This window comes from Corynebacterium testudinoris (assembly GCF_001021045.1).
Taxonomy (GTDB): Bacteria; Actinomycetota; Actinomycetes; order Mycobacteriales; family Mycobacteriaceae; genus Corynebacterium; species Corynebacterium testudinoris.
In genome coordinates this window covers 1,560,842-1,585,046 of sequence record NZ_CP011545.1, presented here as the reverse complement: position 1 = coordinate 1,585,046, position 24,205 = coordinate 1,560,842, and the positions used below count along the sequence as shown (strand labels likewise).

General features: G+C 61.9%; 25 protein-coding genes. 12 read left to right on the top strand and 13 right to left on the bottom strand.

The annotated features are described in order from the left end of the window. Positions 1 to 39: 39 nt before the first annotated feature. Entirely contained in the window at positions 40 to 924 is an 885-nt protein-coding gene (locus tag CTEST_RS07655) for a hypothetical protein (protein ID WP_047253241.1), read from the top strand. Here CTEST_RS07655 and CTEST_RS07650 read toward each other — a convergent pair. After that, positions 915 to 1,856, bottom strand: a complete 942-nt coding sequence (locus CTEST_RS07650; protein ID WP_047253240.1) for a hydrogen peroxide-inducible genes activator — start codon at positions 1,854 to 1,856, stop codon at positions 915 to 917. The genes CTEST_RS07655 and CTEST_RS07650 overlap by 10 nt on opposite strands. Positions 1,857 to 2,037: 181 nt before the next feature. Here CTEST_RS07650 and CTEST_RS07645 point away from each other — a divergent pair, with 181 nt between their 5' ends. Beyond that, positions 2,038 to 2,634, top strand: a complete 597-nt coding sequence (locus CTEST_RS07645) for a peroxiredoxin (RefSeq protein ID WP_047253239.1) — start codon at positions 2,038 to 2,040, stop codon at positions 2,632 to 2,634. A 3-nt stretch (positions 2,635 to 2,637) separates the two neighbouring features. After that, positions 2,638 to 3,162, top strand: coding sequence for a carboxymuconolactone decarboxylase family protein (locus tag CTEST_RS07640; RefSeq protein ID WP_047253238.1), 525 nt, complete (start codon positions 2,638 to 2,640; stop codon positions 3,160 to 3,162). Positions 3,163 to 3,233: 71 nt separating this feature from the next. Here CTEST_RS07640 and CTEST_RS07635 read toward each other — a convergent pair whose 3' ends face one another. The 3 genes from CTEST_RS07635 to CTEST_RS07625 all read right to left on the bottom strand — a co-directional run bounded on the left by CTEST_RS07635 (position 3,234) and on the right by CTEST_RS07625 (position 7,529). Beyond that, positions 3,234 to 3,794, bottom strand: a complete 561-nt coding sequence (locus CTEST_RS07635; RefSeq protein WP_376701788.1) for a PepSY domain-containing protein — start codon at positions 3,792 to 3,794, stop codon at positions 3,234 to 3,236. Between the two features lie 130 nt (positions 3,795 to 3,924). Beyond that, a complete protein-coding gene (locus CTEST_RS07630) occupies positions 3,925 to 6,459 on the bottom strand; it encodes a DEAD/DEAH box helicase (protein WP_047254304.1) in 2,535 nt (844 codons plus the stop codon). A gap of 65 nt (positions 6,460 to 6,524) precedes the next feature. Beyond that, entirely contained in the window at positions 6,525 to 7,529 is a 1,005-nt protein-coding gene (locus CTEST_RS07625; RefSeq protein ID WP_047253237.1) for a PAC2 family protein, read from the bottom strand. A 368-nt stretch (positions 7,530 to 7,897) separates the two neighbouring features. On the opposite strand from CTEST_RS07625, the gene CTEST_RS07620 reads away from it, so the two are divergent. Beyond that, the gene (locus tag CTEST_RS07620; protein ID WP_158408154.1) at positions 7,898 to 9,031 is read left to right on the top strand and encodes a DUF4192 domain-containing protein; all 1,134 of its coding nucleotides are present in this window, start codon (positions 7,898 to 7,900) and stop codon (positions 9,029 to 9,031) included. Positions 9,032 to 9,043: 12 nt separating this feature from the next. Here the strand turns inward: CTEST_RS07620 and galE are convergent, their stop codons facing one another. From galE to CTEST_RS07590, 6 genes are all read right to left on the bottom strand, one after another. Further along, complete coding sequence (gene galE / locus CTEST_RS07615; RefSeq protein ID WP_047253235.1) at positions 9,044 to 10,027, bottom strand: UDP-glucose 4-epimerase GalE; 984 nt, start codon at positions 10,025 to 10,027, stop codon at positions 9,044 to 9,046. 43 nt (positions 10,028 to 10,070) lie between these two features. Then, positions 10,071 to 10,751: a metal-dependent transcriptional regulator gene (locus CTEST_RS07610; protein WP_047253234.1), complete on the bottom strand. Its 681-nt coding sequence runs from the start codon at positions 10,749 to 10,751 to the stop codon at positions 10,071 to 10,073. 188 nt (positions 10,752 to 10,939) lie between these two features. Next, positions 10,940 to 11,932, bottom strand: a complete 993-nt coding sequence (locus CTEST_RS07605) for a sigma-70 family RNA polymerase sigma factor (RefSeq protein WP_047253233.1) — start codon at positions 11,930 to 11,932, stop codon at positions 10,940 to 10,942. A gap of 87 nt (positions 11,933 to 12,019) precedes the next feature. Further along, positions 12,020 to 12,442 (bottom strand): D-aminoacyl-tRNA deacylase, encoded by a 423-nt coding sequence (gene dtd / locus CTEST_RS07600; RefSeq protein ID WP_047253232.1) that lies wholly within the window; start codon positions 12,440 to 12,442, stop codon positions 12,020 to 12,022. Then, positions 12,439 to 13,962 (bottom strand): N5-glutamine methyltransferase family protein, encoded by a 1,524-nt coding sequence (locus CTEST_RS07595; protein WP_047253231.1) that lies wholly within the window; start codon positions 13,960 to 13,962, stop codon positions 12,439 to 12,441. Before CTEST_RS07595 ends, dtd begins: the two co-directional genes overlap by 4 nt. Beyond that, the gene (locus tag CTEST_RS07590) at positions 13,959 to 14,429 is read right to left on the bottom strand and encodes a DUF3099 domain-containing protein (RefSeq protein WP_047253230.1); all 471 of its coding nucleotides are present in this window, start codon (positions 14,427 to 14,429) and stop codon (positions 13,959 to 13,961) included. The genes CTEST_RS07595 and CTEST_RS07590 overlap by 4 nt, the downstream gene beginning before the upstream one ends. Positions 14,430 to 14,473: 44 nt before the next feature. Between CTEST_RS07590 and CTEST_RS07585 the strand changes: the two genes are divergently transcribed. From CTEST_RS07585 to CTEST_RS07570, 4 genes are all read left to right on the top strand, one after another. Further along, positions 14,474 to 14,725 (top strand): DUF3039 domain-containing protein, encoded by a 252-nt coding sequence (locus CTEST_RS07585; protein WP_047253229.1) that lies wholly within the window; start codon positions 14,474 to 14,476, stop codon positions 14,723 to 14,725. Then, a complete protein-coding gene (locus tag CTEST_RS07580) occupies positions 14,722 to 16,431 on the top strand; it encodes a DEAD/DEAH box helicase (protein ID WP_047253228.1) in 1,710 nt (569 codons plus the stop codon). The genes CTEST_RS07585 and CTEST_RS07580 overlap by 4 nt, the downstream gene beginning before the upstream one ends. 132 nt (positions 16,432 to 16,563) lie before the next feature. Continuing rightward, entirely contained in the window at positions 16,564 to 17,193 is a 630-nt protein-coding gene (locus tag CTEST_RS13075) for a hypothetical protein (RefSeq protein ID WP_052844324.1), read from the top strand. 38 nt (positions 17,194 to 17,231) lie between these two features. Then, a complete protein-coding gene (locus tag CTEST_RS07570) occupies positions 17,232 to 18,491 on the top strand; it encodes a DUF418 domain-containing protein (protein ID WP_047253227.1) in 1,260 nt (419 codons plus the stop codon). 67 nt (positions 18,492 to 18,558) lie between these two features. Here CTEST_RS07570 and CTEST_RS07565 read toward each other — a convergent pair whose 3' ends face one another. Both CTEST_RS07565 and ppgK read right to left on the bottom strand, forming a co-directional pair. Continuing rightward, positions 18,559 to 19,965: an RNA polymerase sigma factor gene (locus CTEST_RS07565; RefSeq protein ID WP_047253226.1), complete on the bottom strand. Its 1,407-nt coding sequence runs from the start codon at positions 19,963 to 19,965 to the stop codon at positions 18,559 to 18,561. A gap of 236 nt (positions 19,966 to 20,201) precedes the next feature. Beyond that, positions 20,202 to 20,954 (bottom strand): polyphosphate--glucose phosphotransferase, encoded by a 753-nt coding sequence (gene ppgK, locus CTEST_RS13735; RefSeq protein WP_047254302.1) that lies wholly within the window; start codon positions 20,952 to 20,954, stop codon positions 20,202 to 20,204. Positions 20,955 to 20,990: 36 nt separating this feature from the next. On the opposite strand from ppgK, the gene CTEST_RS13730 reads away from it, so the two are divergent. Both CTEST_RS13730 and CTEST_RS07550 read left to right on the top strand, forming a co-directional pair. Further along, positions 20,991 to 21,848, top strand: a complete 858-nt coding sequence (locus CTEST_RS13730; protein ID WP_047253225.1) for an inositol monophosphatase family protein — start codon at positions 20,991 to 20,993, stop codon at positions 21,846 to 21,848. Positions 21,849 to 21,937: 89 nt separating this feature from the next. Next, positions 21,938 to 22,231, top strand: a complete 294-nt coding sequence (locus tag CTEST_RS07550) for a DUF4193 domain-containing protein (RefSeq protein WP_047253224.1) — start codon at positions 21,938 to 21,940, stop codon at positions 22,229 to 22,231. Between the two features lie 75 nt (positions 22,232 to 22,306). On the opposite strand, the gene CTEST_RS07545 is transcribed toward CTEST_RS07550, so the two are convergent. Continuing rightward, positions 22,307 to 22,861 (bottom strand): DUF3093 domain-containing protein, encoded by a 555-nt coding sequence (locus tag CTEST_RS07545; protein ID WP_047253223.1) that lies wholly within the window; start codon positions 22,859 to 22,861, stop codon positions 22,307 to 22,309. A 76-nt stretch (positions 22,862 to 22,937) separates the two neighbouring features. Between CTEST_RS07545 and dut the strand changes: the two genes are divergently transcribed. Both dut and CTEST_RS07535 read left to right on the top strand, forming a co-directional pair. Further along, positions 22,938 to 23,393, top strand: a complete 456-nt coding sequence (gene dut, locus CTEST_RS07540; protein ID WP_083985496.1) for a dUTP diphosphatase — start codon at positions 22,938 to 22,940, stop codon at positions 23,391 to 23,393. Positions 23,394 to 23,484: 91 nt separating this feature from the next. Further along, a complete protein-coding gene (locus tag CTEST_RS07535) occupies positions 23,485 to 24,198 on the top strand; it encodes a DUF3710 domain-containing protein (protein ID WP_047253222.1) in 714 nt (237 codons plus the stop codon). The last annotated feature ends 7 nt before the right edge of the window (positions 24,199 to 24,205 follow it).

Here is a 24,205-nt window from a genome sequence, read left to right as displayed (position 1 = left end):
TAACCTTAGGCACGAATCGACGAAAGGACTTTGTTTTACATGGACACGCCCGGAAACGACCCCTACCCTTCCACCCCGCACCCCGAGGACCAGCCCAATTACGGGTACGGGAACTGGCAGCAGCCGCATCAGCCACCAAACTCGGCCCCGATGGGCACGGGAAAGGTCAATATTCTCGACGCCGTCGGTTGGGGGTTTAGGGCCACCTTCCGGACGCCGCTCATCTGGATTCTCGGATCGTTTCTGGTGCTGGCGGGCTCGACACTTCTGAGCCTGAGTGTGGACTGGTTCTTCCGCAGTGACTCGGCCGACCTCACGTACCAATTGAGCACGGGCTACCAAGCGGCGCAGATCCTGTTGTCTCTGGCCTTGGCGGTGTTGGGCATTTTTGTTCTCCACGGCGCGCTGCGGCAGGTGGACCAGCCCAAGGTGAGGTTGGCTGACTTCTTCCACAACGTCAATGTTGTCCCCTCCATCATCACGCTTGTGCTCGCACAGCTGATCAATGGGGCGATCATGGCAGTGGTCGTGTTGCCGTTCCTCTTGCCGGTGATTAATTCGGATCCGACGACGTGGGGCAATGACACGGAGGCCATGGCGGTTCTGGGTCAGTTGCTAGGCGGTCTGGCTCTGCTCGTGCTCGTCGCAGTGCTGCTGGCTCCGCTGATGTCATACATCGTCTATTACGTCCTGGATCGCCGGGAAGGCGTCGTCGGGGCATTCAAGGCCGGAGTGCGCAACAGCCTCAATAACTACCCCAAGCTGCTGTTGTTCCACTTCCTGGGCATAATGGCGATGGTGGTGGCGGCCCTCATTACCTTTGGATTGGCCCTCATCATCCTCATGCCGGCCTGGACTCTCATATCGACGATGCTCTATCGCCAGATGGCCGGGGGCGCCTTGCCGGTGGACGTTCAGCGGTAGGAGGCAACGGCCTGCGAGTATGCCGTGGTGGCGAGTGTCCCGATGGTCTCGAATTCCTTGGTCCGGGAGCTGGAACTGCGGTATACCAGGCCGATTTCGCGCTGAGCGGTGACATCCTCACTGAAACGCGCGGTGGCTAAGCCCGGTCGGGTGCATTCGGTCTCCACGGCTGACAGGGGCGCCAACGTGGCGCCCAGGCCACTGGCAACAAGCTGCGTCACGGTGGTCAGCGATGATGCCCGGGTGATCGAGTTGGTCGCCTCCGAAGGATTCAGGTCAGCCGCCCGGCACAGATCGATGATCTGGTCGTGGAGGCAGTGGCCGTCATCGAGCAGCAACAGGTCAAGGCCGTCAAGCGCATCCAGCTGCAGATCAGTCCGGCCCGCCAACGGGTGATCCTGGGGGACAACGAGGACAAACTCCTCGTCATAAAGATGCTTTTCGACGACGCTCGGAGCATCCGAAGGCAATGCCATCAAGGCCAGATCGACGTGGCCATCCCGCAACATCTCCAGCAGATGGCGGGTTTGATCCTCAACGATGCGGGGCTCGAGGTCGGGGAAAGAATCCGACAGCGACGTGAGCAAGGCCGGCAGGATGTACGGCGCGACCGTAGGAATGATGCCGATGGTCACGGGGCCGCTCATGGCGCCACCATTGCCCCGCGAATGAACGAGAAATGCCTCGGCGGCATCGAGGGTCGCTTTCGCGTAAGGCAGGAGAGTTTCACCCGCGGAGGTGACGATCACCCGGCGGGTGGAGCGCTCAATGAGCTGAATGTTGAGCCCCTGCTCTAAGGCAGCCAGCGCCTGCGACAACGACGGCTGGGAAATTCCCAATTTGGCGGCCGCCGAGCCAAAATGCTTGTTCTCTGCGATGGTGACAAACGTGCGCAGTTGAGACAGGGTCGGACGGTACTCCTTATTGTGCATGCCTATCACTATATACTCCACTTGCAGGATTTGTTTATTGACGTGGGCGGGGAAGAAGCGCATAATGGACGGCGGCCGTCACCGCGTTGCCCTTCACAGGGCGAGCACGATGGCGGAGAGTTGCACCGGTCACATCGGCCGGTTGCCCCCACATTTTTCGACGTTTCTAGAGGAGACAAGCATGGCAATCCTGACCGTTGGCGAGAAGTTCCCCGAGTTCGAACTCACCGCATTGAAGGGCGGTGACCTGCACGGAGTCAACGCTTCCCAGCCCGAGGATTACTTCGAGACCGTTTCCCTGGACAAGTACGAAGGCAAGTGGAAGATCGTCTTCTTCTACCCGAAGGACTTCACCTTCGTCTGCCCGACCGAGATCGCTGCCTTTGGCAAGCTCGACGAGGAGTTCCAGGACCGCGACACCCAGGTCCTCGGCGGCTCCACCGACAATGAGTTTGCTCACTTCAACTGGCGCGCCACCCACCCGGAGCTCAAGGAGGTGCCGTTCCCGATGTTCGCCGACGTCCGCCACGACCTCATCCGCGCACTGGGCGTCGAGAACGCTGACGGTGTCGCCGATCGCGCCACCTTCATCATCGACCCCGATGGCATCATCCAGTTCGTCTCCGTCACCCCGGACGCCGTCGGCCGTAACGTCGACGAGGTTCTGCGCGTCCTCGACGCCCTCCAGTCCGAAGAGGTCTGCGCCTGCAACTGGCAGGCCAACGACCCGACCAAGAACATCGACAAGCTCGCCGTGGTGCAGGAAGGCCTGAAGTAACCGATGTCGATCGATAACCTCAAGGCCGCTCTGCCGGAGTACGCCAAAGATCAAAAGCTCAACCTCGGTGCCCTCACCCGGTCCACCGAGCTCAACGAGCAGCAGCTCTGGGGCACGATGCTCGCCTGCGCCGCCGCTACCCGCAACGACACCGTGTTCGCCGAGATCGCCGACGAGGCCAAAGAGCACCTGTCGGAAGCAGCGTTCGAATCTGCGTTGGGTGCCGCCACCGTCATGGCGATGAACAACGTCGGCTACCGCGCCAAGCACTGGCTCGGCGACGATTTCGCCCAGGTCAAGTTCGGCCTGCGCATGAACATCATCTCCAAGCCCGGAGTTGACAAGGCTGACTTCGAACTGTGGTCACTGGCTGTCTCCACCATCAACGGTTGCGAGTTCTGTGCCGTCGCACACTCCAACACCGTCCGGGAAGAGGGACTGACCAAGGAGCAGGTCTGGGAGTCCGTCAAGGTCGCTGCCGTTATGCAAGCAGTGGCACAGGCCATTCAGGTTGAGGCCGCCCGCTAAGTAGCGTGCGCACCCAATGGGCCCCGGAACATCAATGATGTTCCGGGGCCCATTGTCATGGTCACTTCAAGCTAGTTGGCCGGGATATTCAGCTCAACCAAGTCATTGCGGGACTGATCGTCGAGGCTGATTTCCCACTGGAGGCGGCCATTGTCCTCGTCGAGCTCGGCATCATCGAGCACGCCATCCGGGTGCTGCTCCAGAGCCTGACGGATAGCATCAGCAGCGCTCAAAGTCGCGTTCTGCGCCTTGCGAATATCGTCGCTGTCTGAGTCACGGTCATCCTCGGACACCTGACCGGCATAGTCGACCTTGAGATCAAGGACCTGGTCGCCGACCACAACATCCACCTCGTAGTGCTCGTCGCGGTAATCGCGGTCGATGCTGACAATGACACCGCCGGCATGTGCGGCGAGCACCGCATCAATGGCGCCGAAGGCGGGATCCTCTTCGGTGCCAGCCACCTCCGCAGAGGAGGAGGGAGCCGGGGAGGTCGCCTCAGCGGTCACGGTGGCAGTCGTCGTGCTGGGCGGGGCAGCCGTGTCGGAAGAATTCGAGCAGGCGGAAAGAACCAAGCCAGCGGATACTGCGAGGGTGGTGAGGGTGAGGGCGCGGATAGTCAAGTCATTCACTCCTGAGTCGATGCGTGGATAATGCTGTACTTAAAAGGCTACAGGGATAGTTCGCGTGGAACTATTAAACTTCCTTCATGTAGCAAGGTGGACGTCGATAAGCACACCCTCGCAGAGGGTGACGGACGCGCTAGACCTGCACCAACTGCAAAGAACTCAGGCGTACCTCCCCAGCCTCATCAGAGGCATCGAGATCAATCGTGGCGACGAATTGGAAGGAATGATCCCCTTCCGGATCCTTGATGATCTGCCGGGCCGTCCACAGCCGACCACCCTCCTGTGAGAGCTGGAAATACTGCGCGGACCGGGCATCCAGACCAGTATCCATATCGGCGTACTCATCAAAATAGTCATCCATCGCGGCCGCAAAGTCCGGCTTGTCATCCCGCTCAAGGTACTCCGTGAGACGGGCAAGGTCCGTCTCCTTCTCATAGGCAAACAGCTCAACAAACCGCCACATGAGATTGCGCACCATGATGGTGAAAGCCCGGCGATTCGATGTCAACGCCGAAGGATCCTCGACGCCGAAGGCCAGCTCGCGCTCCAGAGCCTCCTTCGAAATCGGCGTGTCCTCATCCGCCATGTGCGCCCACTCATCAACCAGCGAGGAATCGACCTGCTTAATCAGCTCACCGAGCCACTCCACCACGTCCTCGAGCTGCTCCGTGAGGTGCTCCTGCGGAACGGAATTCTTCAGCGTGCGCCACGCATCAGTGAGATAACGCAGGACAACGCCCTCGGAGCGCGCCAAGCCATAGGTGGCGATGAGGTCGGAGAAGGTCATCGCCCGCTCAATCATCTCGCGAATGACAGACTTCGGGGACAGCTCAAACTCCCGCGCCCAGGGATTGCCCTCGGCGAAGGTGGTGTACGCCTCCTCGAGCTCCTCCGCCAGCGGCTTGGGCCAAGTGACATCCTCAATGATCGCCATGCGCTCGGTGTAGTCGACGCCTTCGGCCTTGAGCGCCGCAATCTCCTCACCTCGCTCCGCCTTCTGCTGGGCGATGAGGACCTGACGCGGATCATCGAGGATCGCCTCATAGGTGGAAATCACGTCGAGCATGTAGCTATCCGACTCCGGATCCAACAACGTCAAAGCAGCCAAAGCGAAAGGCGACAGTGGCTGATTGAGAGCAAAGTCCCGCGGCAAATCAAGGGTGAGGTGGTACGGCCGGCCGTCCTCATCGACGCCGTCTTCGGCCTTGACCACAACCTCAGCGTCGAGCAACCCCTGAAACAACTCCAGAGCAGTGAGGATATCGCGGTTCTGTTTCGCACGAGTGTCATGATTACCGCGGAGCAAGTGTTTCAGGTGCTCGTAGCCGTCGCCGGGCCGGGCAATAACATTGATGAGCATGGAATTGGTGACCTTAAACTGCGAGGTCATCGGCTCCGGTTCCGCAGTGGTCAACCGCTCGTAGGTCTTCTCCGACCACGTCACCTCGCCCTCCCGGGCGGACTTCTTACGCAGCTTCTTCAGCTTCTTGGGATCGGAGCCAGCGCGCTGGCGCAACCGCCAATTCTCAATCTCATGTTCCGGGGCCTCGATGACGACGGTGCCGATGGTGTCGAATCCTGCCCGCCCGGCGCGCCCGGCGATCTGATGGAACTCACGAGACTTCAAGATCCGCTGCTTCACGCCGTCATACTTGGCCAACCCGGTGAACAGCACAGTGCGGATGGGGACATTAATGCCGACGCCAAGAGTATCGGTGCCGCAAATGACTTTGAGCAAACCCGTTTGAGAGAGCCGCTCGACGAGGCGGCGATACTTCGGCAGCATACCCGCGTGGTGCACGCCGATGCCCCGACGCAGCAGCTTAGAAAGGGTCTTGCCGAACGTCGTGGTGAACTTGAAATCACCAATCTCGGCGACGATCTTCGCTTTAGTCTCATCGTCGATGATCTTCAGCGACGTCAGCGCCTGCGCCCGCTCCGTCGCCTCCCGCTGAGAGAAGTGGACGACATAGATCGGGGCCTTGCCATCCTTAAGCAGTTCCTCGATCGTCTCGTGCACCGGCGTGTAGACGTAGGAGAACTCCAGCGGAACCGGCCGATCTGACCCCGCCACCAAGGTTGTGGTGCGGCCAGTCCGCTTGCTCAGGTCTTCCTGGAGGAAACTCGTATCGCCCAAGGTGGCGGACATGAGCAAAAACTGGGCCTTGGGCAGCTCCAACAGGGGAACCTGCCACGCCCACCCTCGCTCCGGGTCGGAGTAGTAGTGGAACTCATCCATGACGACCTGGTCGATGTCCGCATCTGCGCCATCACGCAGCGCGATGTTGGCGACAATTTCCGCAGTCGCCGCAATAATCGGCGCGCGCCCATTGACGGTGGCGTCACCCGTCATCATGCCGACATTCTCCGGCCCGAAAATCTCACACAGCGCGAAAAACTTCTCGCTGACCAGAGCTTTGATCGGCGCGGTATAAAACGACCTCTGCCCGCGCGCCATGGCGATAAAGTGCGCGGCGTTGGCCACCATCGACTTTCCCGAACCCGTTGGCGTGGCCAAGATGACATTGTCCCCGGCCAGGATCCCCAAAGCGGCTTCCTCCTGCGCGGGATACAGGGAAATGCCACGTCCCCGAACCCAAGAAATGAACGAATCAAAAATCGACTCATCCAACAGGGATTCGGGGACATCGGTCAGGTCGGGCAGCATCTGGGCGAGGTTCACACCATCAAACCTAGCCGGTCACCCCGACATGGCGGCCGAACTACGCGGACTTACTCATCATCGCTGAGGTCATTGCCCACTTCCGGGTCAGCGGATCCGCCATCAACGCCACCGCCTCCCTCGCCGCCATCGACGTCGTCGAGGGTGGCGAGGAATCGCTCGAACTCCTCGCCGATCTCATCGCCGGTGGGCATATCGCGTTCGCTGGGCAGCATGGCCTGCGGGTTCCGGGAGCGGTAGTTCTCCAACTCCTCATCAAACTGGTGCTCTAGCTGGCGCACCACGTGCTGGATCTCTGCGGAGTCCTCGATCTGCTCGCCCAGCTGGGCGGCGACGCGTTCCATGTCGTGGGTGAGACTGCCCAAGGGGAATTCCAAGTCGGCCGCCTGGGCAACAGACGTCAGTAGCTCGCGGGTGGCTTCCGGGTAGGAGGAGGCGGCTAGGTAGTGGGGGACATGAGCGGTGTAGCCGCCCACGTTGCGCCCCCGCTTGTGCAGCGCGCGTTCAATCATCATGGAGGCCGACCCCGGCATGACCAGCTTCGAGTCATAGGTGAACATCCCGCCCATGAGGGCTGGGGAGTTTCCATGTCCGGACACGACGAGGGGGCGGGTATGGGGCACGGCCATCGGTGCCGAGTACAGGCAGATGGTCTGCTCGACGCCAAACTTCTCGGCGAGGTCCGCTACTGCCTCCGTAAAAGCTTCCCAACGCAAGTCCGGCTCAGGTCCGGAGAGAAGCAAGAACGGGGTGCCCGCGTTGTCCTTGACCACCCGCATCCCGAGGGAAATGTCCTCGATATCGGTAATCCGATGGTGATCCATCGTTACGGCGGGACGTCGGGAGCGGTAATCGATGAGCTCGTCATTGTTAAACGACGCCACGGGACGAGAATCGAGCGCGGCCAACAGGTGGTCGGCGCTCGCCTCCACCGCGTGCCCGGCGTCAGCATATCCCTGCAGCGCGACGATGAGGGTCGGGCCATTCTTTGCTCCGGCCCCCATTTCCGGGGTCGGGTATTCCAATTCGTACATACCACGCTCGTTGTCCTGCATACCCATCATCCTCCTTCATCTAACGCTAATACCGCTGCTAGAAGCTTCCTTATCCGCTTGGCCGGGCCCCTTGGTCGGGTACCCGATTGCTGCTGCGGAAGATGGAACTAGAACGGCAGATACCTTCTTCAACACAGCGGATGTGGAACTTAATCCCACGGGTTGAGCACGGGCTTCACCCTGACAACTCCGGCTCGATTACGGCAACCAGATGGCAACAGTGTATTCGGTCCATCGTGCCCGAATCGGTTTCAACGTGCCACTGCCACCCCGGCTGGCTGTGGATAACTCGAAAATCCTTCCACAGACCTGCGAGCACGCCTGCTGCGCCCGCGCGCCAGGATTGGCCAGCTTGCATGATCGACACCATGACCAGAACCCATCGCACCCCACATGACCCACTCCACGACGCCGGCCAATTCTTCGCCTCCCTCCCGGGGCTCCTTGGCTTCTATCCTGAGGATTCGGTGATTTTCGCCGCTTTTGAAGCTACTGCCACAGAAGGGCGTTACCGCCTTGGCCCAGTCCTGCGGATGGATGTGGTTAACCACGACATGATGCCGCATGTTCTATCTAGCCTCAATGACCACGACTTTCCCACGTCCATGGTGATGTCTTTTATTATCTCGGATCGCGAGCCGGATGACATCACTACCGTCGCCATGAAGATCCTGGAAGTCGCGGTCAGCCAGAATATTCCCTTGGAGGGCTGTTGGTGGGCCGAGCATATCCTCCAGGGCGAGCCGTACTGCTTGATCATCGGACCGCACGAATCTCTCCCAGCACCGTGGGTCAGCGGGGTCATCGCCCCGGTGACTCAGACAGCATCAATGAGGCAGCTGACAGACCTGGGTGAGCTGCCCGAGATCAACCGTGAGGACACTTTCCGCCATCTTGCCCGGAACAATCGCCACATCAGCGAGCTCGAGGCCGAGCACCTCGCCTCGTTTGCCCGCCGCTACGCCATCGAATTGGTCGACCGCATCTCCGACCGTCTGTTCTTTGCGCCCTACGTCCGCGGTGGACAGTGGGACACGGTGGGAGGAATAGTGCTGGACGTCGGCTATCTCCTCAGCGAGATCGAGGAACAAGATCTTAGCGTCGAGAACATCATGGAGAACACAGAAGAGCTGATCACTACCGCCATATTTCTTTCCGCCACCATGCTGCGGGACACGATCTTCGAAGACCTCATTGCACGCCCGGGGCCAGCTGCTCGTCTCATGCTGGCTGTGGCTCGCACCTTCGGGGGCGAAGTCCGCGCTAATGCACTATGCAGCTACGCACTCGCGTATGTGCACATGGGGTTGAACATGCGGGCGTTGCCTGCTTGTGCTTTGGCAGTCGAGGAGTTTCCCCAACACGAGCTCAGCGCCCTGCTGTGGGATTATTGTCGAAACGGCAGGAATGAGGAGCTCGTCACGAGCGTGCGGCAGTCGAGCCGGGACCTTCGGTTAATGCATGGGATCGATGATCCCGGGCTTTCCGACGCCGCGGCTTAGACCAGCGTCACCTCAGCGCCGCGCAGAATAGGCCCGCTCGCCGAGCTGGCTGGTGAATGCCCAGGCATCGTCGACGATGGTGGCGAGGTCGGTGCGGGACGGCGCCCATCCCAGTTCAGACTTGATCTTCTCCGAAGAGGCGATGAGCACCGCTGGGTCTCCCGCGCGCCGAGGGGCTACCTCGGCGGGGATGGGATGCCCGGTCACCCGACGACATTCCTCAATAACCTCGGCTACGGAGTAGCCGTCGCCCGAACCCAGGTTGAAGATCCGGTGAGTGCCGGGGGTATTGGTCTGGAGGGCGAGAACGTGGGCATCTGCCAGGTCGCGGACGTGGATGTAGTCGCGTACGCAGGTGCCATCTTCCGTGTCCCAGTCATCGCCGTAAATGAAGATCTTGTCGCGGTGGCCCAGAGCTACTTGGAGGACAAGGGGAATGAGGTGGGTCTCTACCGGGCGGTTTTCCCCGATCAGGCCGTACGCACCAGCCACATTGAAGTAGCGCAGGCTCGTTGCCCCCAGACCATGGGCCTGGGCGTAAGAGGTGATGGCGTAGTCGATGGACAGTTTCGTCGCGCCATACGGGTTGGTTGGCGCAGTCGGCATGTCCTCGGTGATGGGGACCTGCTGCGGCTCACCATAGGTGGCGGCGGTGGAGGAGAACACTAAGTTGTCCACCCCGTGTGCTCGCATGGCGTCCAGCAAACGGAGAGTGGTCACCACATTGTGCTGCCAGTACTCTTCTGGCTTGTCCATTGATTCGCCGACGAGTGACCGGGCCGCGAAATGCACCACGCCATCGAAGCCGCCCTCGGAGAGGACCTCTTCAGCGACGTCGCGAACATCTCCTTCCACCAACTGGGCACCGGAAGGAACCGCGTCGCGGTTTCCGGTGGAGAAGTTGTCGATGATGGTGACGTCGTGGCCTGCTTCCAGCAGCACCGTGGCGCAGACACTGCCGACATAGCCGGCGCCGCCGGTGACAAGTAGCTTCATGGGTGAGTCAGAGACCTTTCCTTATGTCCTTAAGACAATGCTGTTACAGGCGTTCGACCCGGATGGCATGGGCCAACTCGGGGGAGACCTTCACTTCTTCCGAACCGGCGGTGAGAACAACGGAGCCGTTGCTGTTGGTCACCGTCGCGGTGTCGCCGACCTGGATGCCTGCATCGCGCAGCAGGGCGAATTGCTCGATGTCGACCTGCAGGATCTCGTTGAGCTGCACAATGCGGACCTCGACGGCTTCGTCTTCGGGGAGATCGACGACGCGGACGCCGGCATCGGTCGAGCTGACGTTGCCGGCCCCGAGCTCTTCTAGTCCGGGGATGGGGTTGCCGAAGGGGGAGCGGGAGGCATCATCGAGCACCGCCACGAGGCGCTCTTCGACGGCCTTGCTCATCACGTGCTCCCAGCGGCAGGCCTCCTCATGGACCTGCGAGATTTCCATGCCGAGGATATCGGTGAGGAGCAGCTCAGCGAGCCGGTGCTTGCGCATAACTGCTGTGGCGAGTTCGCGGCCCTGGTCCGTCATTTCCAGGCTGCGGTCCGGGCGGACGACAACGAGGCCGTCGCGTTCCATGCGGGCCACGGTTTGGCTGACGGTGGGGCCGGACTGCTCGAGCCGCTCGGCGATGCGGGCGCGCAGGGGAGTAATGCCCTCTTCTTCGAGTTCGTAGATAGTTCGCAGGTACATCTCGGTGGTATCGACCAAGTCTTTCACGAGGAAGACCCTTTCTGCAGTGAACTTTGGGGACTTACCGTCGGAGGTTCCGGCGGGAGTCAATGCGTCTAACTTTAGCCTAAATACCCTCACTCGTCCCTGGGTTCGATCCCAGGGGTGAGGGCGAACAGGGGAGAAGACCCGCCAGCTCCGGGGATCGGAATGGCTGGCGGGTCGGGGTGGGATGGTTACATTGCGTATTCGCGCAGACGGTCGGCGCGGTGCCCGTCGCGGAGCTTGCTCATCACTTCGCGTTCGATCTGGCGGACGCGTTCGCGGGAGAGCCCGAAGCGGCGGCCGATCTGGTCAAGGGTGCGGGGTACACCATCGTCGAGGCCGTAGCGCAGACGGATGACGTCTTGCTCGCGCTCTTCCAGCGTGTCCAGGACGGCGCGGATATCGGAGTGACGCATGGAAGCGACCACGGCAGTCTCCGCGTCGGTTGCTTCCGCGTCCTCAATAAAGTCGCCGAGGGGAGCTTCTTCGTCCGCACCGACCGGCATGTCCAAGCTCACCGGGTCGCGGGATTGGCGCAGGAGCATCTCGATCTTCGATTCATCGATGCCGGATTCTTCCGCGAGTTCCTCATTGGTGGCTTCGCGCCCGAGGGATTGGTAGAGCTCGCGCTTGATGCGGGAGAGCTTATTCACTTGCTCAACCAGGTGAACGGGCAGGCGAATGGTGCGGGACTGATCAGCCATACCGCGGGTAATGGCCTGGCGGATCCACCACGTTGCGTAGGTAGAGAACTTAAATCCCTTGGCGTAATCGAACTTCTCCATCGCGCGAATGAGGCCCAAGTTTCCCTCCTGAATGAGGTCCAGGAGCGGCATCCCGCGGCCGGTGTAGCGCTTGGCCAGGGAGACAACGAGGCGCAGGTTAGCTTCCAGCAGGTGGGAGCGAGCCTTGTTTCCCTCCTTGACCAGGACTTTAAGGTCGCGCTTCATGGCGCGGGTGAGCTGCTTGTCCGGGGCGGTCAGCAGGTAATCGGCATAAAGCCCTACTTCAATGCGCTGGGCGAGTTCCACTTCATCTTCTGCGGTCAACAGAGCGGTTTTGCCGATTCCGTTGAGGTATACGCGGACGAGGTCCGCGGAGGGGTTGTCATTAGTTTGCCCACGACGGCTGCCGCGGTCGCGGGGCTCCTCAACATCCAATTCCTGCGGGGAAGGGTTTGTCATGAGTGCAGCCTCCTGTGGTTTCGCCGGTCTTACTATGACAACGCACTACCGCTGTCATTTGTTCCCGGAAACTCTCAGTCGTCTTTTTCAGCATTCGACGAGGACGGTAAAGGGTCCTTCGTTGACTGAGGTGACCTGCATCATGGCGCCAAATCGGCCCTGCTCCACGTGGATTCCTCGGGCGCGTAACCCTTCGGCAATTCGCGCGATGATGGGTTCAGCCATGTCGCCTGGGGCGGCGTCCGACCAGCTGGGTCGGCGACCTTTGGCGGTCCGGCCGTGCAGGGTGAATTGGCTTACCAGCAGAACTGACGCGCCGGCGTCTTCGACGCTGAGTTCTCCGTCGAGGATGCGTAGTTCGGCGATTTTGCGCACCATGGTGTCCCAGGCGTCGGCAGCATCATCGCGGCCTACTCCGACCAGGGCCAACAGGCCGGTGCCGATCTGTCCGACGATTTCGCCGTCGACGGTGACAGACGCCGAACTCACCCGGGTCAGTACCGCTTTCATTTCTGCCCGTCCAGATCGGTCGGGACGATCATCCCGCGCCGAATGAGGTCGACGAACGGCGGTAGTGCCACGTGCATGAGCTCCTCCTCATCGACACCTTGCGCCATCGCGTAGAGCCCGATGGTTTCGCCCAGGCTGAGGCCCTGCGGGTGGAGCCCGGACACCAACGCTGCAACATGCTTATCGACGTCGTGACTCCACCGCGGCCCATCGGTCCGGGTCAGCCGCAATGCGGCTTCCACGAAGCCGACCCCTGCTTCTGCGTCGGACATGGAGATGTTCTCTTTGACGAGGCCAGGTCGGGCGAAGAACCGAGCGGACATGATGTCCTCGACCCCGCGGTTGCGCAGCCACTGCGCCCGCTCGAAGTACTCCTCGACCTCGGGGCCTAAGGGGTCGGTGAAGGTCTGGGTCATCGTTTCGGCGACGACCTCGGAGGGGGAGTCACCGATGTTGCGTAGGGCGACGAAGCCAAAGCCAATGCCGGTGACATGGTGAGCATCGAAATGATCCAGCCACGCGTTCGTGCGGGCCTCGCCTTCCGGCGATAGGGGATCGACCGTCTCATCGCGCAGCCACGTGCCCACGTACAGGGCCGGGTCGGCGACGTCTCTTTCCAAAAACCACGCCGACACGCCATGGTCAGGGATCCACGAGGCTACCCGCTCCTGCCACGTCGATTCCGGCGTGTGCACCCAGGCAGCCAACACATGTGCCGTGCCGCCGCCATTCAAATGGTCGGCAGCCTGCGACACGACGAGCTCGCTGGCGGCATCGAGGTTGAGGCCCGAATCCCGGTACACGTGTCCCACCTCAGGGAGGCCCACGACGAAGGGTGGATTGGCCACGATCCGGTCAAAGCGGCGCCCGGCCACTGGTTCGAACCACGGCCCTTCGAGTAGCTCAATGTCGGTGGCCCCAGCCCCGGCAAAGGTGGCCTCGGCGAGGTCGAGGGCGCGGGGGTGGATGTCCGTAGCGGTGATCGATTCGGCGTAGCCCACCTGACCGAGGGCCTGGACCCCGGAGCCGGTCCCCAGATCGAGAACAGATCCGGTGGGGGTGGCGGGTGTGGCCTGCAACAACGACAGGCTGGCCCCGCCGACGCCGACAACGTGGTCGGCGCCGGGGGCCTGCCCGGTGAACGTGGCATCTCCATCGGAGAAGACCCACCGATTGACACCAACGATGGTGTGCGGCTGGACATCCAGCGTGACGCGGACGGTGCCGTGTGGGTCGACGTCTGCCACGCGGGCGTCGATAAGCGAAGCCGCCAGGCTCGCACCAACTAGATCGGCGAAGGCGGTGGCCGGGAGGGGATCCCGGAGGATAAAGGTGCGGATGAGGCCCGCGAAGCGGGAACCATCCGCCGTGGCGCGCCGGACGACGGCGGGCTCCCGGCGATACAACGCAGCGTGGACATCCGGACCCACATAAGCGGCAATGCCGTCGGCGGTGAAACCGGTGTCCTGGAAAACCCGGACGAGCTCTGGAGCAAGGTGCGTGAGGGGAGAACGGGTCACTGGTGGTGGCCTTCCGGGGTGTCGTCGTGATCAATAACGTCAGGGGCAGTCGCTGGCGGCAAGCCAGGGGAGGAGGGGGCTTCTAAAGCTTCCAGACGCTTCGCCTCCAGCTGCGCGTAATACTCCCGCGCCGCCGCCGGTTTATAGATCTGAGCTTGGCGTTTATCCCGCGGTTCCCCATGCCCATTGGCAATGACCACCGCTATCCACGGTAGCGGAACAGAGATAAGGAACAACACACCCGAGACCCACCAATTCTCCCACCACAGGTAGGTCGCCGCGCTGAGAAAAAGAAAGGGCAGGCGGGACAGCTGCAACCAGGAATACACCCGCTCGCGATGTCGCCGGTCTTGGTCGGGGGAGCGGCGGGCATCCGTAATCAGTTGGGCATTGCGACGCCCAAATCTTCGCTGACGACGTTGCGGCTGCCCATTGTCGGGCTCGTCGTCGAAGGTGTCCTGATTCATACTGCTCAGGGTAGCCCTGTGTGCCAAAATGGACCCCGTGGGGCATGATGGTGGGCGTGAGAACTAGTACGAAGACCATCGAACGCCCCGACGTCAACGAAGACACACAGCTCGACGACGGAACCCCGAAGTTCTTCCACTATGTCAAGAAGAACCAGATCGTCGATTCTGCGGTGAGTGGGAAAATGGTCGTCGCCCTGTGCGGCGAGACCTTCCCGGTGACTAAATCTGCCAAGCCCGGTTCCCCCGTCTGCCCCGACTGCGAACGGATCTACCAGGGCCTGCGCAAGAAGTGAGTGGGGGAAACACGGGGCAGCTGCGCGCCTGGCAGCGGGCGGCTCTGACCAAGTTTCTGCTCCACAAGCCAAAAGACTTCCTCGCCGTCGCAACCCCGGGGGCAGGCAAGACCACCTTCGCGCTGCGCGTGGCCACCGAACTGGCCTCCACGCGCGTCGTCGACCGCATCATCGTTGTCGTTCCCACCGAACACCTCAAGGTGCAGTGGGCCGACGCGGCCGCCCGGGTGGGCCTGTCCCTCGACCCTTACTTCACCAATTCCTCGGCGGTAAACCCTGCCTACGACGGCGTCGTGGTTACCTACGCCCAAGTCTCCATGCACCCCTACAAGCACCGCGGGGTGTGCACGGCGAAGCGCTCGCTGGTGATTCTCGATGAGATCCACCACGGCGGCGACGCCAAGAGCTGGGGCGATGGCATCCGCGAAGCCTACGACGATGCCGTTCACCGCCTCGCCCTCACCGGTACGCCCTTCCGTTCCGACGATTCCCCCATCCCCTTCGTTCGCTACGAGGAGGACGGGGAAGGCCACCTCGTATCCCGAGCCGACCATACCTACGGCTACGCCGATGCCCTCGCCGACGGCGTCGTGCGTCCCGTGGTCTTCCTCGCCTACTCCGGTGAGGCCCGCTGGCGCACCAGTGCTGGCGAGGAATATGCGGCTCGTCTCGGGGAACCGCTCAGTCCCGAACAAACCGCCCGGGCGTGGAAAACTGCGCTTGATCCCAAGGGGGACTGGGTCCCGGCGGTGCTCGCCGCCGCCCACACCCGCCTGCAGCAGCTGCGGCGCAACATGCCCGACGCCGGCGGCCTCGTCATCGCCACCGACACCACCACGGCTCGCGCCTACGCCTCCATCCTGCGCACCATGTCCAGCACGCCCGTCGCGGTGATCCTCTCGGACGAGCCAGGATCGTCGAAGCGCATCGAAGAGTTCAACGCTTCCACCGATGAATGGATGGTGGCCGTACGCATGGTCTCCGAAGGCGTTGACGTTCCCCGGCTGGCCGTGGGAATTTACGCCACCTCGGCCTCCACCCCGCTCTTTTTCGCCCAGGCCATCGGCCGTTTCGTGCGTTCCCGCATGCCGGGGGAGACCGCTTCGGTCTTCCTCCCCAGCGTGCCCGTCCTCTTGGATCTGGCGGCCAAGCTAGAAACCTCCCGTGATCACGTCCTGGGCAAGCCCGACCGGCCCAAGGAAGGCTGGGATGACGAAGCCCTGGCGGAGGCCAACCGGGAACAAACGGAGAAGGACGACGAGAAAGGCTACGAATCCCTCGGCGCCGACGCGGAGCTGGATTCGCTCATCTATGACGGTTCCACCTACGGCACCGCCACGCTCTCCGGCTCCGATGAAGAGGCCGACTACTTGGGTCTGCCCGGCCTTCTCGATGCCGAACAGATGAAAGCCTTGCTGCGCAAGAGGCAAGAAGAGCAACTCGACGCCCGTGAGGCCGCAGCAAAGGCGGACGAGCAAGCCCGGCAGTCCTCCGGCAACCAGGCAGCCGCCTCCCGCGTGGCCAGTGAAGAGATCCCGCAGCTAAGGAAGGAACTCAACGCGCTCGTGTCCATCACCGCCACCCGCACCGGGCGGCCCCACGGCGCGGTGCACACCGAAGTGCGATCCGCGTGCGGAGGACCGCCGACCGCGCTGTGTTCGGCGGAGCAATTGCGAGATCGAATCGCCTATTTGCGGAAGTGGTAAACCCACCCAGGAGATGTCGGGTGCCATATTGAATCTAGGTAGCGCAACATAAGTTGGTTACCCTAAGGTTTAGAGTTGAATAATCGAAACCTACCTGATTGATTTCTCGTGCCTTAAGAAAGGTGACTCCATATGACTAACCCTTATGATCCTCACAATGCCAACAACCCCGACCCCCAGCAGCCGAAAGACGTCTCGCCGGAAGTAGAGCAGGGCACCCCGGACTTCGGTAGCTACCACAACCCGCCGGTCGACGGAGCGGAGTCCTCCGCCGCATCTGCCGCATCTTCCGAGACTCCGTACAGCGCCTATGACCCGAACGCAGCCGGCGCCGCTGGCTACGCCGGACAGGCTGGCTACGGCGGGGCCGCCTATGACAACACCGGGTGGGCCACCGCCGACGAGCGGAAGAATGCCGTCGCTCCGTGGGCTCTGGGTGTGGGAATTGTGGCCATTGTGGCCGGCGTATCCATCGTCGGTTCGGGCTTCGCGTTTGTGCCCGGCCTCATCGGCCTGATTCTGGGCATCATCGCTGTGGTCAAGGCCCGCGGAATCCAGGGTCCTGGTCGACGCATGGGCATGTCCATCACCTCGATCATTTTGTCCATCCTCTCCATCGTCGCTGCTATCGCTTTCTGGGTGATCGCGTACTTCGTCATCACCGAGACGGGGATAGCGGATTGCCTGAGCATTCAAGATCCCGCCGCTCAGCAGGCCTGCTTGGAAGACGTTGCCAGTAACGCAAGTAACTCTGTCCAGTAGGGCCCGGTACTTAGATCACTGAAGGAACTTGTGTATTGATGAGCACCCCCGCGCCCACCCGAGAAGTGAAGATCCGCTACGTTGCGCCGGACATGGCCCGAGGAATCGCGCTGTTGGGCATCGCTTTGGCCAACATCGGCACCGCTTGGGCTCTGACCAACTCTGCGGATTACGCCAACTACTTCGGCGGCATCTTCGGTCCCGGCACCGTCGTGGATAAGGCGGCGGTCGTTTTCGCCGCCATGTTTGTCCATGTCCGCGGCATGCCCATGTTTGCCACCCTCCTGGGTTTCGGCGTTGGGCTCATTGCCATGAGCTTGTGGCGCCGCCAATTCCCCCTGGACAAGGCCAAGCGGGTGTTGTGGCGCAGATACGGTTGGCTGGCACTTTTCGGCATTGTGCATATGCTTCTCATTTTCTTTGGCGACGTCATGTTTGCCTACGGTGTGTGTGCCATGGTCGTCGCCGCGATGATCGGGCTGAAAGATCGCACCCTCATGGTCATCGCGTGGTGCATGCTGGGCGCTTACCTCATCTTCACCATCGGATCGTCCGTCGCGATGTTGCTGTACCCCGACGCGATGGCTTTTGACACCTCGTACTTGATCCGCAGTGACAGCGTCGCCGCCTTCGTCCGCTTCAACCTGTTGGGCGCCCTCGGTCAGGCTGTCATGCTGCCGCTGGTCATGCTCATGATCATCCCGCTCATCCTCATCGGCTTCGTCTGGGCCCGCCGCGGAGTGCTCACCAATGTGGACGAGCATCTTTCAACCCTGCGGGCCTGGATGCTGGTCACCGTCGTGGTCATCATGATCATCGGGCTGCCCTGGGGATTGGCCGCCATCGGCGTGTTGCCGGAAAACCTCGAGCCGTTCCTCATGACGCTGAACTCTGGTTTTGGTCTGCTCACCGGCCCGGGGATCCTCGCCGCGATCACGCTGGCCACCCACGGCATACAACAGCGTATCGACGCCGCCCGTGCCCGAGGCGAGCACTACCAGCCGTCCCCGCCGGTCGTCGCGATCACTGCTCTGGGAAAGCGCTCCATGAGCGGCTATCTTTTCCAGTCCATCCTCTTTGTCATCTTTACTCAGCCGTTCATGCTCGGCTGGGGCATCGACGTCGGCATCGTCAAGCAGATGGGCATCGCGTTCCTCATCTGGGTTATCACCGTCGTCGCCGCCTACGTCTTTGAGTTGGCCGGCTGGCAAGGCCCCTTTGAACGCCTGCACCGTCGACTCTCCTACGGCAAAGAGGGGCTACCGCAGCACTATCCCGCAGCAGTAGCGACCTCCTAAGCCCACCAATAAAGCCGCCCTGTCGTTCCCAATAGGAAACGACAGGGCGGCTGCTGCGTGGAAAACCCTAGTCCAGGTAGTCGCGCAAGACCTGCGAGCGCGACGGGTGCCGCAGCTTCGACATCGTCTTGGACTCGATCTGGCGGATGCGCTCACGGGTGACCCCGTACACCTGGCCAATCTCATCGAGCGTGCGCGGCATACCGTCGGTGAGGCCGAAGCGCAGGCGGACCACACCCGCCTCACGCTCGGAGAGAGTCTGCAGCACATCCTGCAGCTGATCCTGCAGCAACGTGAAGGACACGGCGTCGACGGCGACCACGGCCTCAGAATCCTCGATGAAGTCACCCAGCTGCGAGTCACCTTCATCACCGATGGTCTGGTCGAGGGAGATGGGCTCACGAGCGTACTGCTGGATCTCGAGGACCTTCTCCTCGGTGATGTCCATTTCCTTGGCCAGCTCACCCGGGGTGGGCTCACGGCCTAGATCCTGGAGCAGCTCACGCTGAATGCGACCCAACTTGTTGATGACTTCGACCATGTGGACCGGGATACGAATCGTGCGGGCCTGGTCCGCCATCGCGCGGGTAATGGCCTGACGGATCCACCACGTCGCATACGTGGAGAACTTGTAGCCCTTGGTGTAGTCAAACTTCTCCACCGCACGGATGAGGCCCAGGTTGCCTTCCTGGATCAGGTCGAGGAAGGCCATGCCGCGGCCGGTGTAGCGCTTGGCCAACGACACCACGAGTCGGAGGTTGGCCTCCAGCAGGTGGTTTTTGGCCTTCCGACCGTCGCGGGCAATAGCCCGCAGGTCACGCTTCACCGCGGGGGTGAGCTTGGCATCCTTATCGCCACCGGCGAAAGCGGCTTCCATCTGCTCCATGCGATGGGTGGCGTACAGGCCGGCCTCAATGCGCTTAGCCAGGGACACCTCTTGCTCGGCGTTAAGGAGGGCGACCTTACCGATCTGCTTGAGGTACGCGCGCACGGAGTCAGCCGACGCGGTGAGCTCGGCGTCCTTGCGGGCCTGGCGCAGCGTGGCTGATTCGTCCTCGTCCCAAACAGAAGCGCCCTCGTCCTCGGCGACCTCTTCGGTCTCAGCTTCGTCCCCCAACTCGTCTTCGTCGAGGGTGACCTCCGCGTCATCGTCCTCAGCCAGCTCCGGGTCGAAGTCAACATTAACGTCAGTCTCGTCGTCAGCGGTGTCCTGCTCGGCGTCCTCCGGGGTGGTGGGTTCTTCCCCGTCAACCACCTCGGCCTTGGTCGTCGACTTAGCCGTTGTCTTCTTGGCCGACTTCTTAGTCGTTTTCTTAGCGGCCTTGCGCGCAGTCTTTTTCGTAGCCTTGCGCGCGGCCTTCTTGGCCACCTTTTTGGCGGCCTTCTTCACCGGGGCGGACTCGGTCGTCTCCTGAGTGGAAACCTCCCCGCCGTCCGTGAGTGCCTTGTTTGAAGAAGATTCCTTGGCTGCCACGTACGCCCTTTCGCCTTACCTAATTCGTTCGTGTGGATCGGGGTGCAAAGGTGCACCCACATCACACTGTTCAACAGTGGGACCGTGCTTTCCGAGGGGACACCACGCAGGCATTATGGAGATTCTGCGGGGTGAGTAGAAAGCGGTGACGGCCCACTGCCGTCACGATCAACCGCCTATTGTAGATCAATTATTCCCGGACTGTTGCACCGGCTACCTGATTGAGCGGGATTTGTCTAGGGGGTGAGATGGTCATGGACGGCCATCGCCGCGCCGACAATACCAGCACGGTTGCGCAAGGTGGCGGGGATGACCGGCGTCTCGACGGTCAGGCGCGGGATCCACTTGTCGTGCAGGCGCGAGATGCCGCCACCAACGACGAAGACAGTCGGGTTAAACAGCCGCTCGTACTCGTTGAGGACCATGGACACCCGCTTGGCCCACTTTTTGTAGCTCAGTTCCTCGCGGTCCTTGGCATGGGAAGACGCCTGGTACTCCGCCTCAGCGCCGTCAATGATGAGGTGCCCGACCTCGGTGTTGGGGAACAGATGGCCATCAGTAATAAATGCCGAGCCAATGCCCGTGCCGAAGGTAAGGAATACCACCGCCCCCTCGCGGGCCTCCGGGGCTCCGAACTTGACCTCGGCGAGGCCAGCGGCGTCGGCGTCATTGAGCACGCTAATCTCACGCTCGGAAAGATACCGGCCGAAAAGCTCCTTGACATCGGTGTTGATCCACGTCGGGTCGATGTTGGCGGCGGTGGTGGCCACCTGGCCCTTGATCACCGAGGGAATGGTGATGCCCACCGGGCCGTCCCATTCGGCCTGCCGAATGATCTCCGCGACCGTCTCTGCGACCGCGTCCGGCGTCGCCGGCTTCGGGGTGGGGATCTTAATTCGCTCGCCGACGAACTCACCGTCGTCGAGATTGACGCGGGCACCCTTGATGCCGGAGCCGCCGATGTCGATGCCAAAACCGATGTTGCTCATGGTGCCCAGCATACAAATTATGGGCACAATGAGAAGGTGACTTTAACCCCACTAGAGCTAACCCATCTGCGCACCACCGCTGTCGAGGTAGCCACGCTGGCCGCCGAACGCATCCGAACCAAGCGGGCGGAACTGGCCACAGCAGGTGATATTCGGGATTTTTCCACCACGAAGTCCACGGACGTGGACCCCGTGACCATCGTCGACACCTTGGCGGAAGACCTCATTGCGGATGAATTGCAGCGTCGGCGGCCCGCCGACGGGATGATTGGGGAGGAGGGGCACGCGCGGGCGTCGATAAGCGGGGTGTCCTGGATTGTGGACCCCATCGATGGCACGGTGAATTTCCTCTATGGAATCGGCGAATATGCCGTCTCCATCGGAGCGGCTATCGACGGCCGCGTTGTCGCCGGGGCAGTGATCAACGTGGCCACGAGCGCGGTGTACTCAGCTGCCAAGGGGCAGGGGGCCACCCTGGTACGACACGGCGCCACGGTGGCCCTGCGCGCCAACCACCTCACGGAGCCCTCCCAGGCCCTCCTCGCCACCGGCTTTGCCTACGCCTCCGAACGGCGCCGCGCCCAAGCCGAGCTGCTCACCCAGATCCTGCCGCAGGTGCGCGATATCCGACGCATGGGAGCCGCAGCGCTAGACCTGTGCCGCGTGGCGGAAGGAACCGTCGACGCCTACTATGAGCACGGCATCAACAGCTGGGACTATGCAGCAGGAATTATCATTGCTGCGGAGGCGGGCGCTATAGTGCGAGCACCAGATCTGTCTACACCTGGGCAAGCAGGCGAGATTACCTACGTTTCGGCCCCACTCTTGGCACCATCACTAACCCACATGTTGGAAGAAGCAGGCGCATTTACACCCCTTGACCTGCAGGGATGACAGGGAAGGAAAATGCGCTTAATATGCGCCTCGACACGTTGGTTAGATACAAACAAGAGATACCGACTTAGCCAAAGGACACCAAACGCATGGCCACTGATTACGACGCCCCCCGACGCCGGGCAGAGGACGAGATCGAGACCGACTCCCTTGAGGGCTTGAAGGCCGCGGAAAACCAGAACACCGACATGGACGACGACGGCGACATCGTCGAGCCCTTCGATCTCCCCGCCCTGGACCTCACCGGCGAGGAACTCAACGTCACCGTTGTGCCCAAGCAGGCCAACGAATTCACCTGTTCAGTCTGCTTCCTCGTGCAGCGCAACAACCTCAAGTCCCATACCGAGCCCGACGGCTCCGACGTCTGCCTCGACTGCGCATAGGCTCAAGAACGAAAAACAGATCCCCGCTCACCAAGTGAACGGGGATCATTTGCTGCGCGCTGCTACGACGCGCTGCTACGACTCGGAGCGATAGTGCGCCAAAGACGTATCCGTTTGCTCCGGCAGGAAGGCCGTCAACACGGCCTCCGGATTACGGGTACTAATCAGCCAGTAGGGGGTGGGGTCCTCCGGGTCATCGAGAACCAGCATGACCATCTCGTGCACCCAGCCGTGGGAGACGACGAACGCGGCGGGGTCGAGCTGGCGGCCCATGGCGTTTCTCTTCGCGGTGGCGGGCACCGCCAGGGAACGTGAGACGACATCGGACGGCAGCGACGCGGAGCGCACCGTTAGCCACCGCGTACCATCTGGATCCTCTTCCACCGTGAGCACCGTGGATGACCACGTCGTGAGCACCCACACCGCGACGGCGCTCAACACAATGGCGGGGACGATGAGCCACCAAATGTTGCGGTTGTTGGCCAGCTGCGCGGTCGTGAGGGCTGCGAGCAGCGCCGCCAGGACCCACCAATAGGCGGGCACCCACTGGCGTTCCCGGTAGAGAACGCGGGGCGCCTGCTTCTGTGCAGTCTCAGGAGCAGTCTCAGGAGAAGAAGAGGTGTCACTCACAAGGAAACACTCTACTGCACCCCACTTGGGGCACCCTCCGCTGCGTCAGCACGAGCGATCCGTATCCTTGGGAGCCGTGAGCGAACAATCAGACTTCAGCCCCGTCCGCATTCTTCGTCTGGACAAAGATCTTCCTCTGCCCAAGCGCGCCCATCGCGGCGATGCGGGAGCGGATCTCTATTCCACCGAGGACGTCACCCTCGCTCCGGGGGAGCGTGCACTCGTCAGCACGGGCATCGCCCTCGCCTTGCCGCTGGGCACGGTTGGGCTCATCCACCCGCGCTCCGGGCTGGCAGCGAAGCACGGATTGAGCATTGTTAACGCGCCGGGCACCGTGGATGCTGATTACCGCGGTGAGATCAAGGTGTGCCTGATCAACCACGACCGGGAGACACCCATTGCGATCACCCGCGGGATGCGCATCGCGCAGTTGGTCATCCAACGGGTGGAATTGGTCGACTTTGCAGAGGTCGATGAACTCGATGAGACGGTTCGCGGCGGCGGGGGCTACGGTTCCACTGGAGTCAACTAAGCGTCCGCGTTCTGCCCCGGCGGTACAGTGGTGACCAAGTACGAGCGCATGTTACGAGCACAGTTTCGCTATTTCCGAGGAGATCAGTCCCATGGCAATGTGGCCATTCGGTAAGAAGAACCACGACGAGCCCGCCGAAGCACGCGAACCCGATGTCGCCGACGAGGTGACGGAAGAGGTTCCGGTGGCGGTCGTTGAGCAGCCGGTCCATGATGCCGTCAGCGGCGACACCGGTCCCTTCGATGGCGATTCAGTCAATATCGACGACTTTGATTTCAGTGACTTCTCCATCGGGGTCCTCAATTTGGGCTCCATGATCATTCCGCTGCCGAAGAACTCCCAGGTCCAGGTGGAGATGGGAGAGGATGGCCCGCGGATGGTGCACATCGTCACCGAGTTCGGCCGCGTCACCCCGGTCGCGTTTGCCGCCCCCAACTCCGCTGGTCAATGGACCGAATCCGTCGAGCAGATCACCGCCGGGATGACCGGCGATGGGCTCAACGTAGAAACCGAACAGGGGCCGTGGGGAACGGAGATCGTAGGCGCCGGCGCCAACGGCTCCATCCGCGTCATCGGCGTGGAGGGCCCGCGCTGGATGCTGCGGATGACCACCACCGCGCCCCCCGAGCGCGTCGACAAGCTGCGGGACCTGGCGCGTGAGATCACCGCCCGTACTTTCGTCTACCGCGGCTCCGACCCAGTCCTCGCCGGCAATTCCTTGCCGGTCACCTTGCCCGGCCCGCTGGTGGAGCAAGTCCAGCAGGCCATGGAGCAGCGAGCACAACAGGCAGATCCTCATCAATAATTCTTCT

What these genes read in the sequence shown, in the direction of transcription:
- CTEST_RS13075 (WP_052844324.1), top strand. Translation starts at nt 16,564, where the DNA reads ATGACTAACCCTTATGATCCTCACAATGCCAACAACCCCGACCCCCAG.
- CTEST_RS07625 (WP_047253237.1), bottom strand. Translation starts at nt 7,529, where the DNA reads ATGCAGGACAACGAGCGTGGTATGTACGAATTGGAATACCCGACCCCG.
- ppgK (WP_047254302.1), bottom strand. Translation starts at nt 20,954, where the DNA reads ATGAGCAACATCGGTTTTGGCATCGACATCGGCGGCTCCGGCATCAAG.
- CTEST_RS07645 (WP_047253239.1), top strand. Translation starts at nt 2,038, where the DNA reads ATGGCAATCCTGACCGTTGGCGAGAAGTTCCCCGAGTTCGAACTCACC.
- CTEST_RS07630 (WP_047254304.1), bottom strand. Translation starts at nt 6,459, where the DNA reads ATGCTGCCCGACCTGACCGATGTCCCCGAATCCCTGTTGGATGAGTCG.
- dtd (WP_047253232.1), bottom strand. Translation starts at nt 12,442, where the DNA reads ATGAAAGCGGTACTGACCCGGGTGAGTTCGGCGTCTGTCACCGTCGAC.
- CTEST_RS07650 (WP_047253240.1), bottom strand. Translation starts at nt 1,856, where the DNA reads ATGCACAATAAGGAGTACCGTCCGACCCTGTCTCAACTGCGCACGTTT.
- galE (WP_047253235.1), bottom strand. Translation starts at nt 10,027, where the DNA reads ATGAAGCTACTTGTCACCGGCGGCGCCGGCTATGTCGGCAGTGTCTGC.
- CTEST_RS07590 (WP_047253230.1), bottom strand. Translation starts at nt 14,429, where the DNA reads ATGAATCAGGACACCTTCGACGACGAGCCCGACAATGGGCAGCCGCAA.
- CTEST_RS07570 (WP_047253227.1), top strand. Translation starts at nt 17,232, where the DNA reads ATGAGCACCCCCGCGCCCACCCGAGAAGTGAAGATCCGCTACGTTGCG.
- CTEST_RS07585 (WP_047253229.1), top strand. Translation starts at nt 14,474, where the DNA reads ATGATGGTGGGCGTGAGAACTAGTACGAAGACCATCGAACGCCCCGAC.
- CTEST_RS07655 (WP_047253241.1), top strand. Translation starts at nt 40, where the DNA reads ATGGACACGCCCGGAAACGACCCCTACCCTTCCACCCCGCACCCCGAG.
- CTEST_RS07535 (WP_047253222.1), top strand. Translation starts at nt 23,485, where the DNA reads ATGGCAATGTGGCCATTCGGTAAGAAGAACCACGACGAGCCCGCCGAA.
- CTEST_RS07640 (WP_047253238.1), top strand. Translation starts at nt 2,638, where the DNA reads ATGTCGATCGATAACCTCAAGGCCGCTCTGCCGGAGTACGCCAAAGAT.
- CTEST_RS07605 (WP_047253233.1), bottom strand. Translation starts at nt 11,932, where the DNA reads ATGACAAACCCTTCCCCGCAGGAATTGGATGTTGAGGAGCCCCGCGAC.
- CTEST_RS07620 (WP_158408154.1), top strand. Translation starts at nt 7,898, where the DNA reads ATGACCAGAACCCATCGCACCCCACATGACCCACTCCACGACGCCGGC.
- CTEST_RS07550 (WP_047253224.1), top strand. Translation starts at nt 21,938, where the DNA reads ATGGCCACTGATTACGACGCCCCCCGACGCCGGGCAGAGGACGAGATC.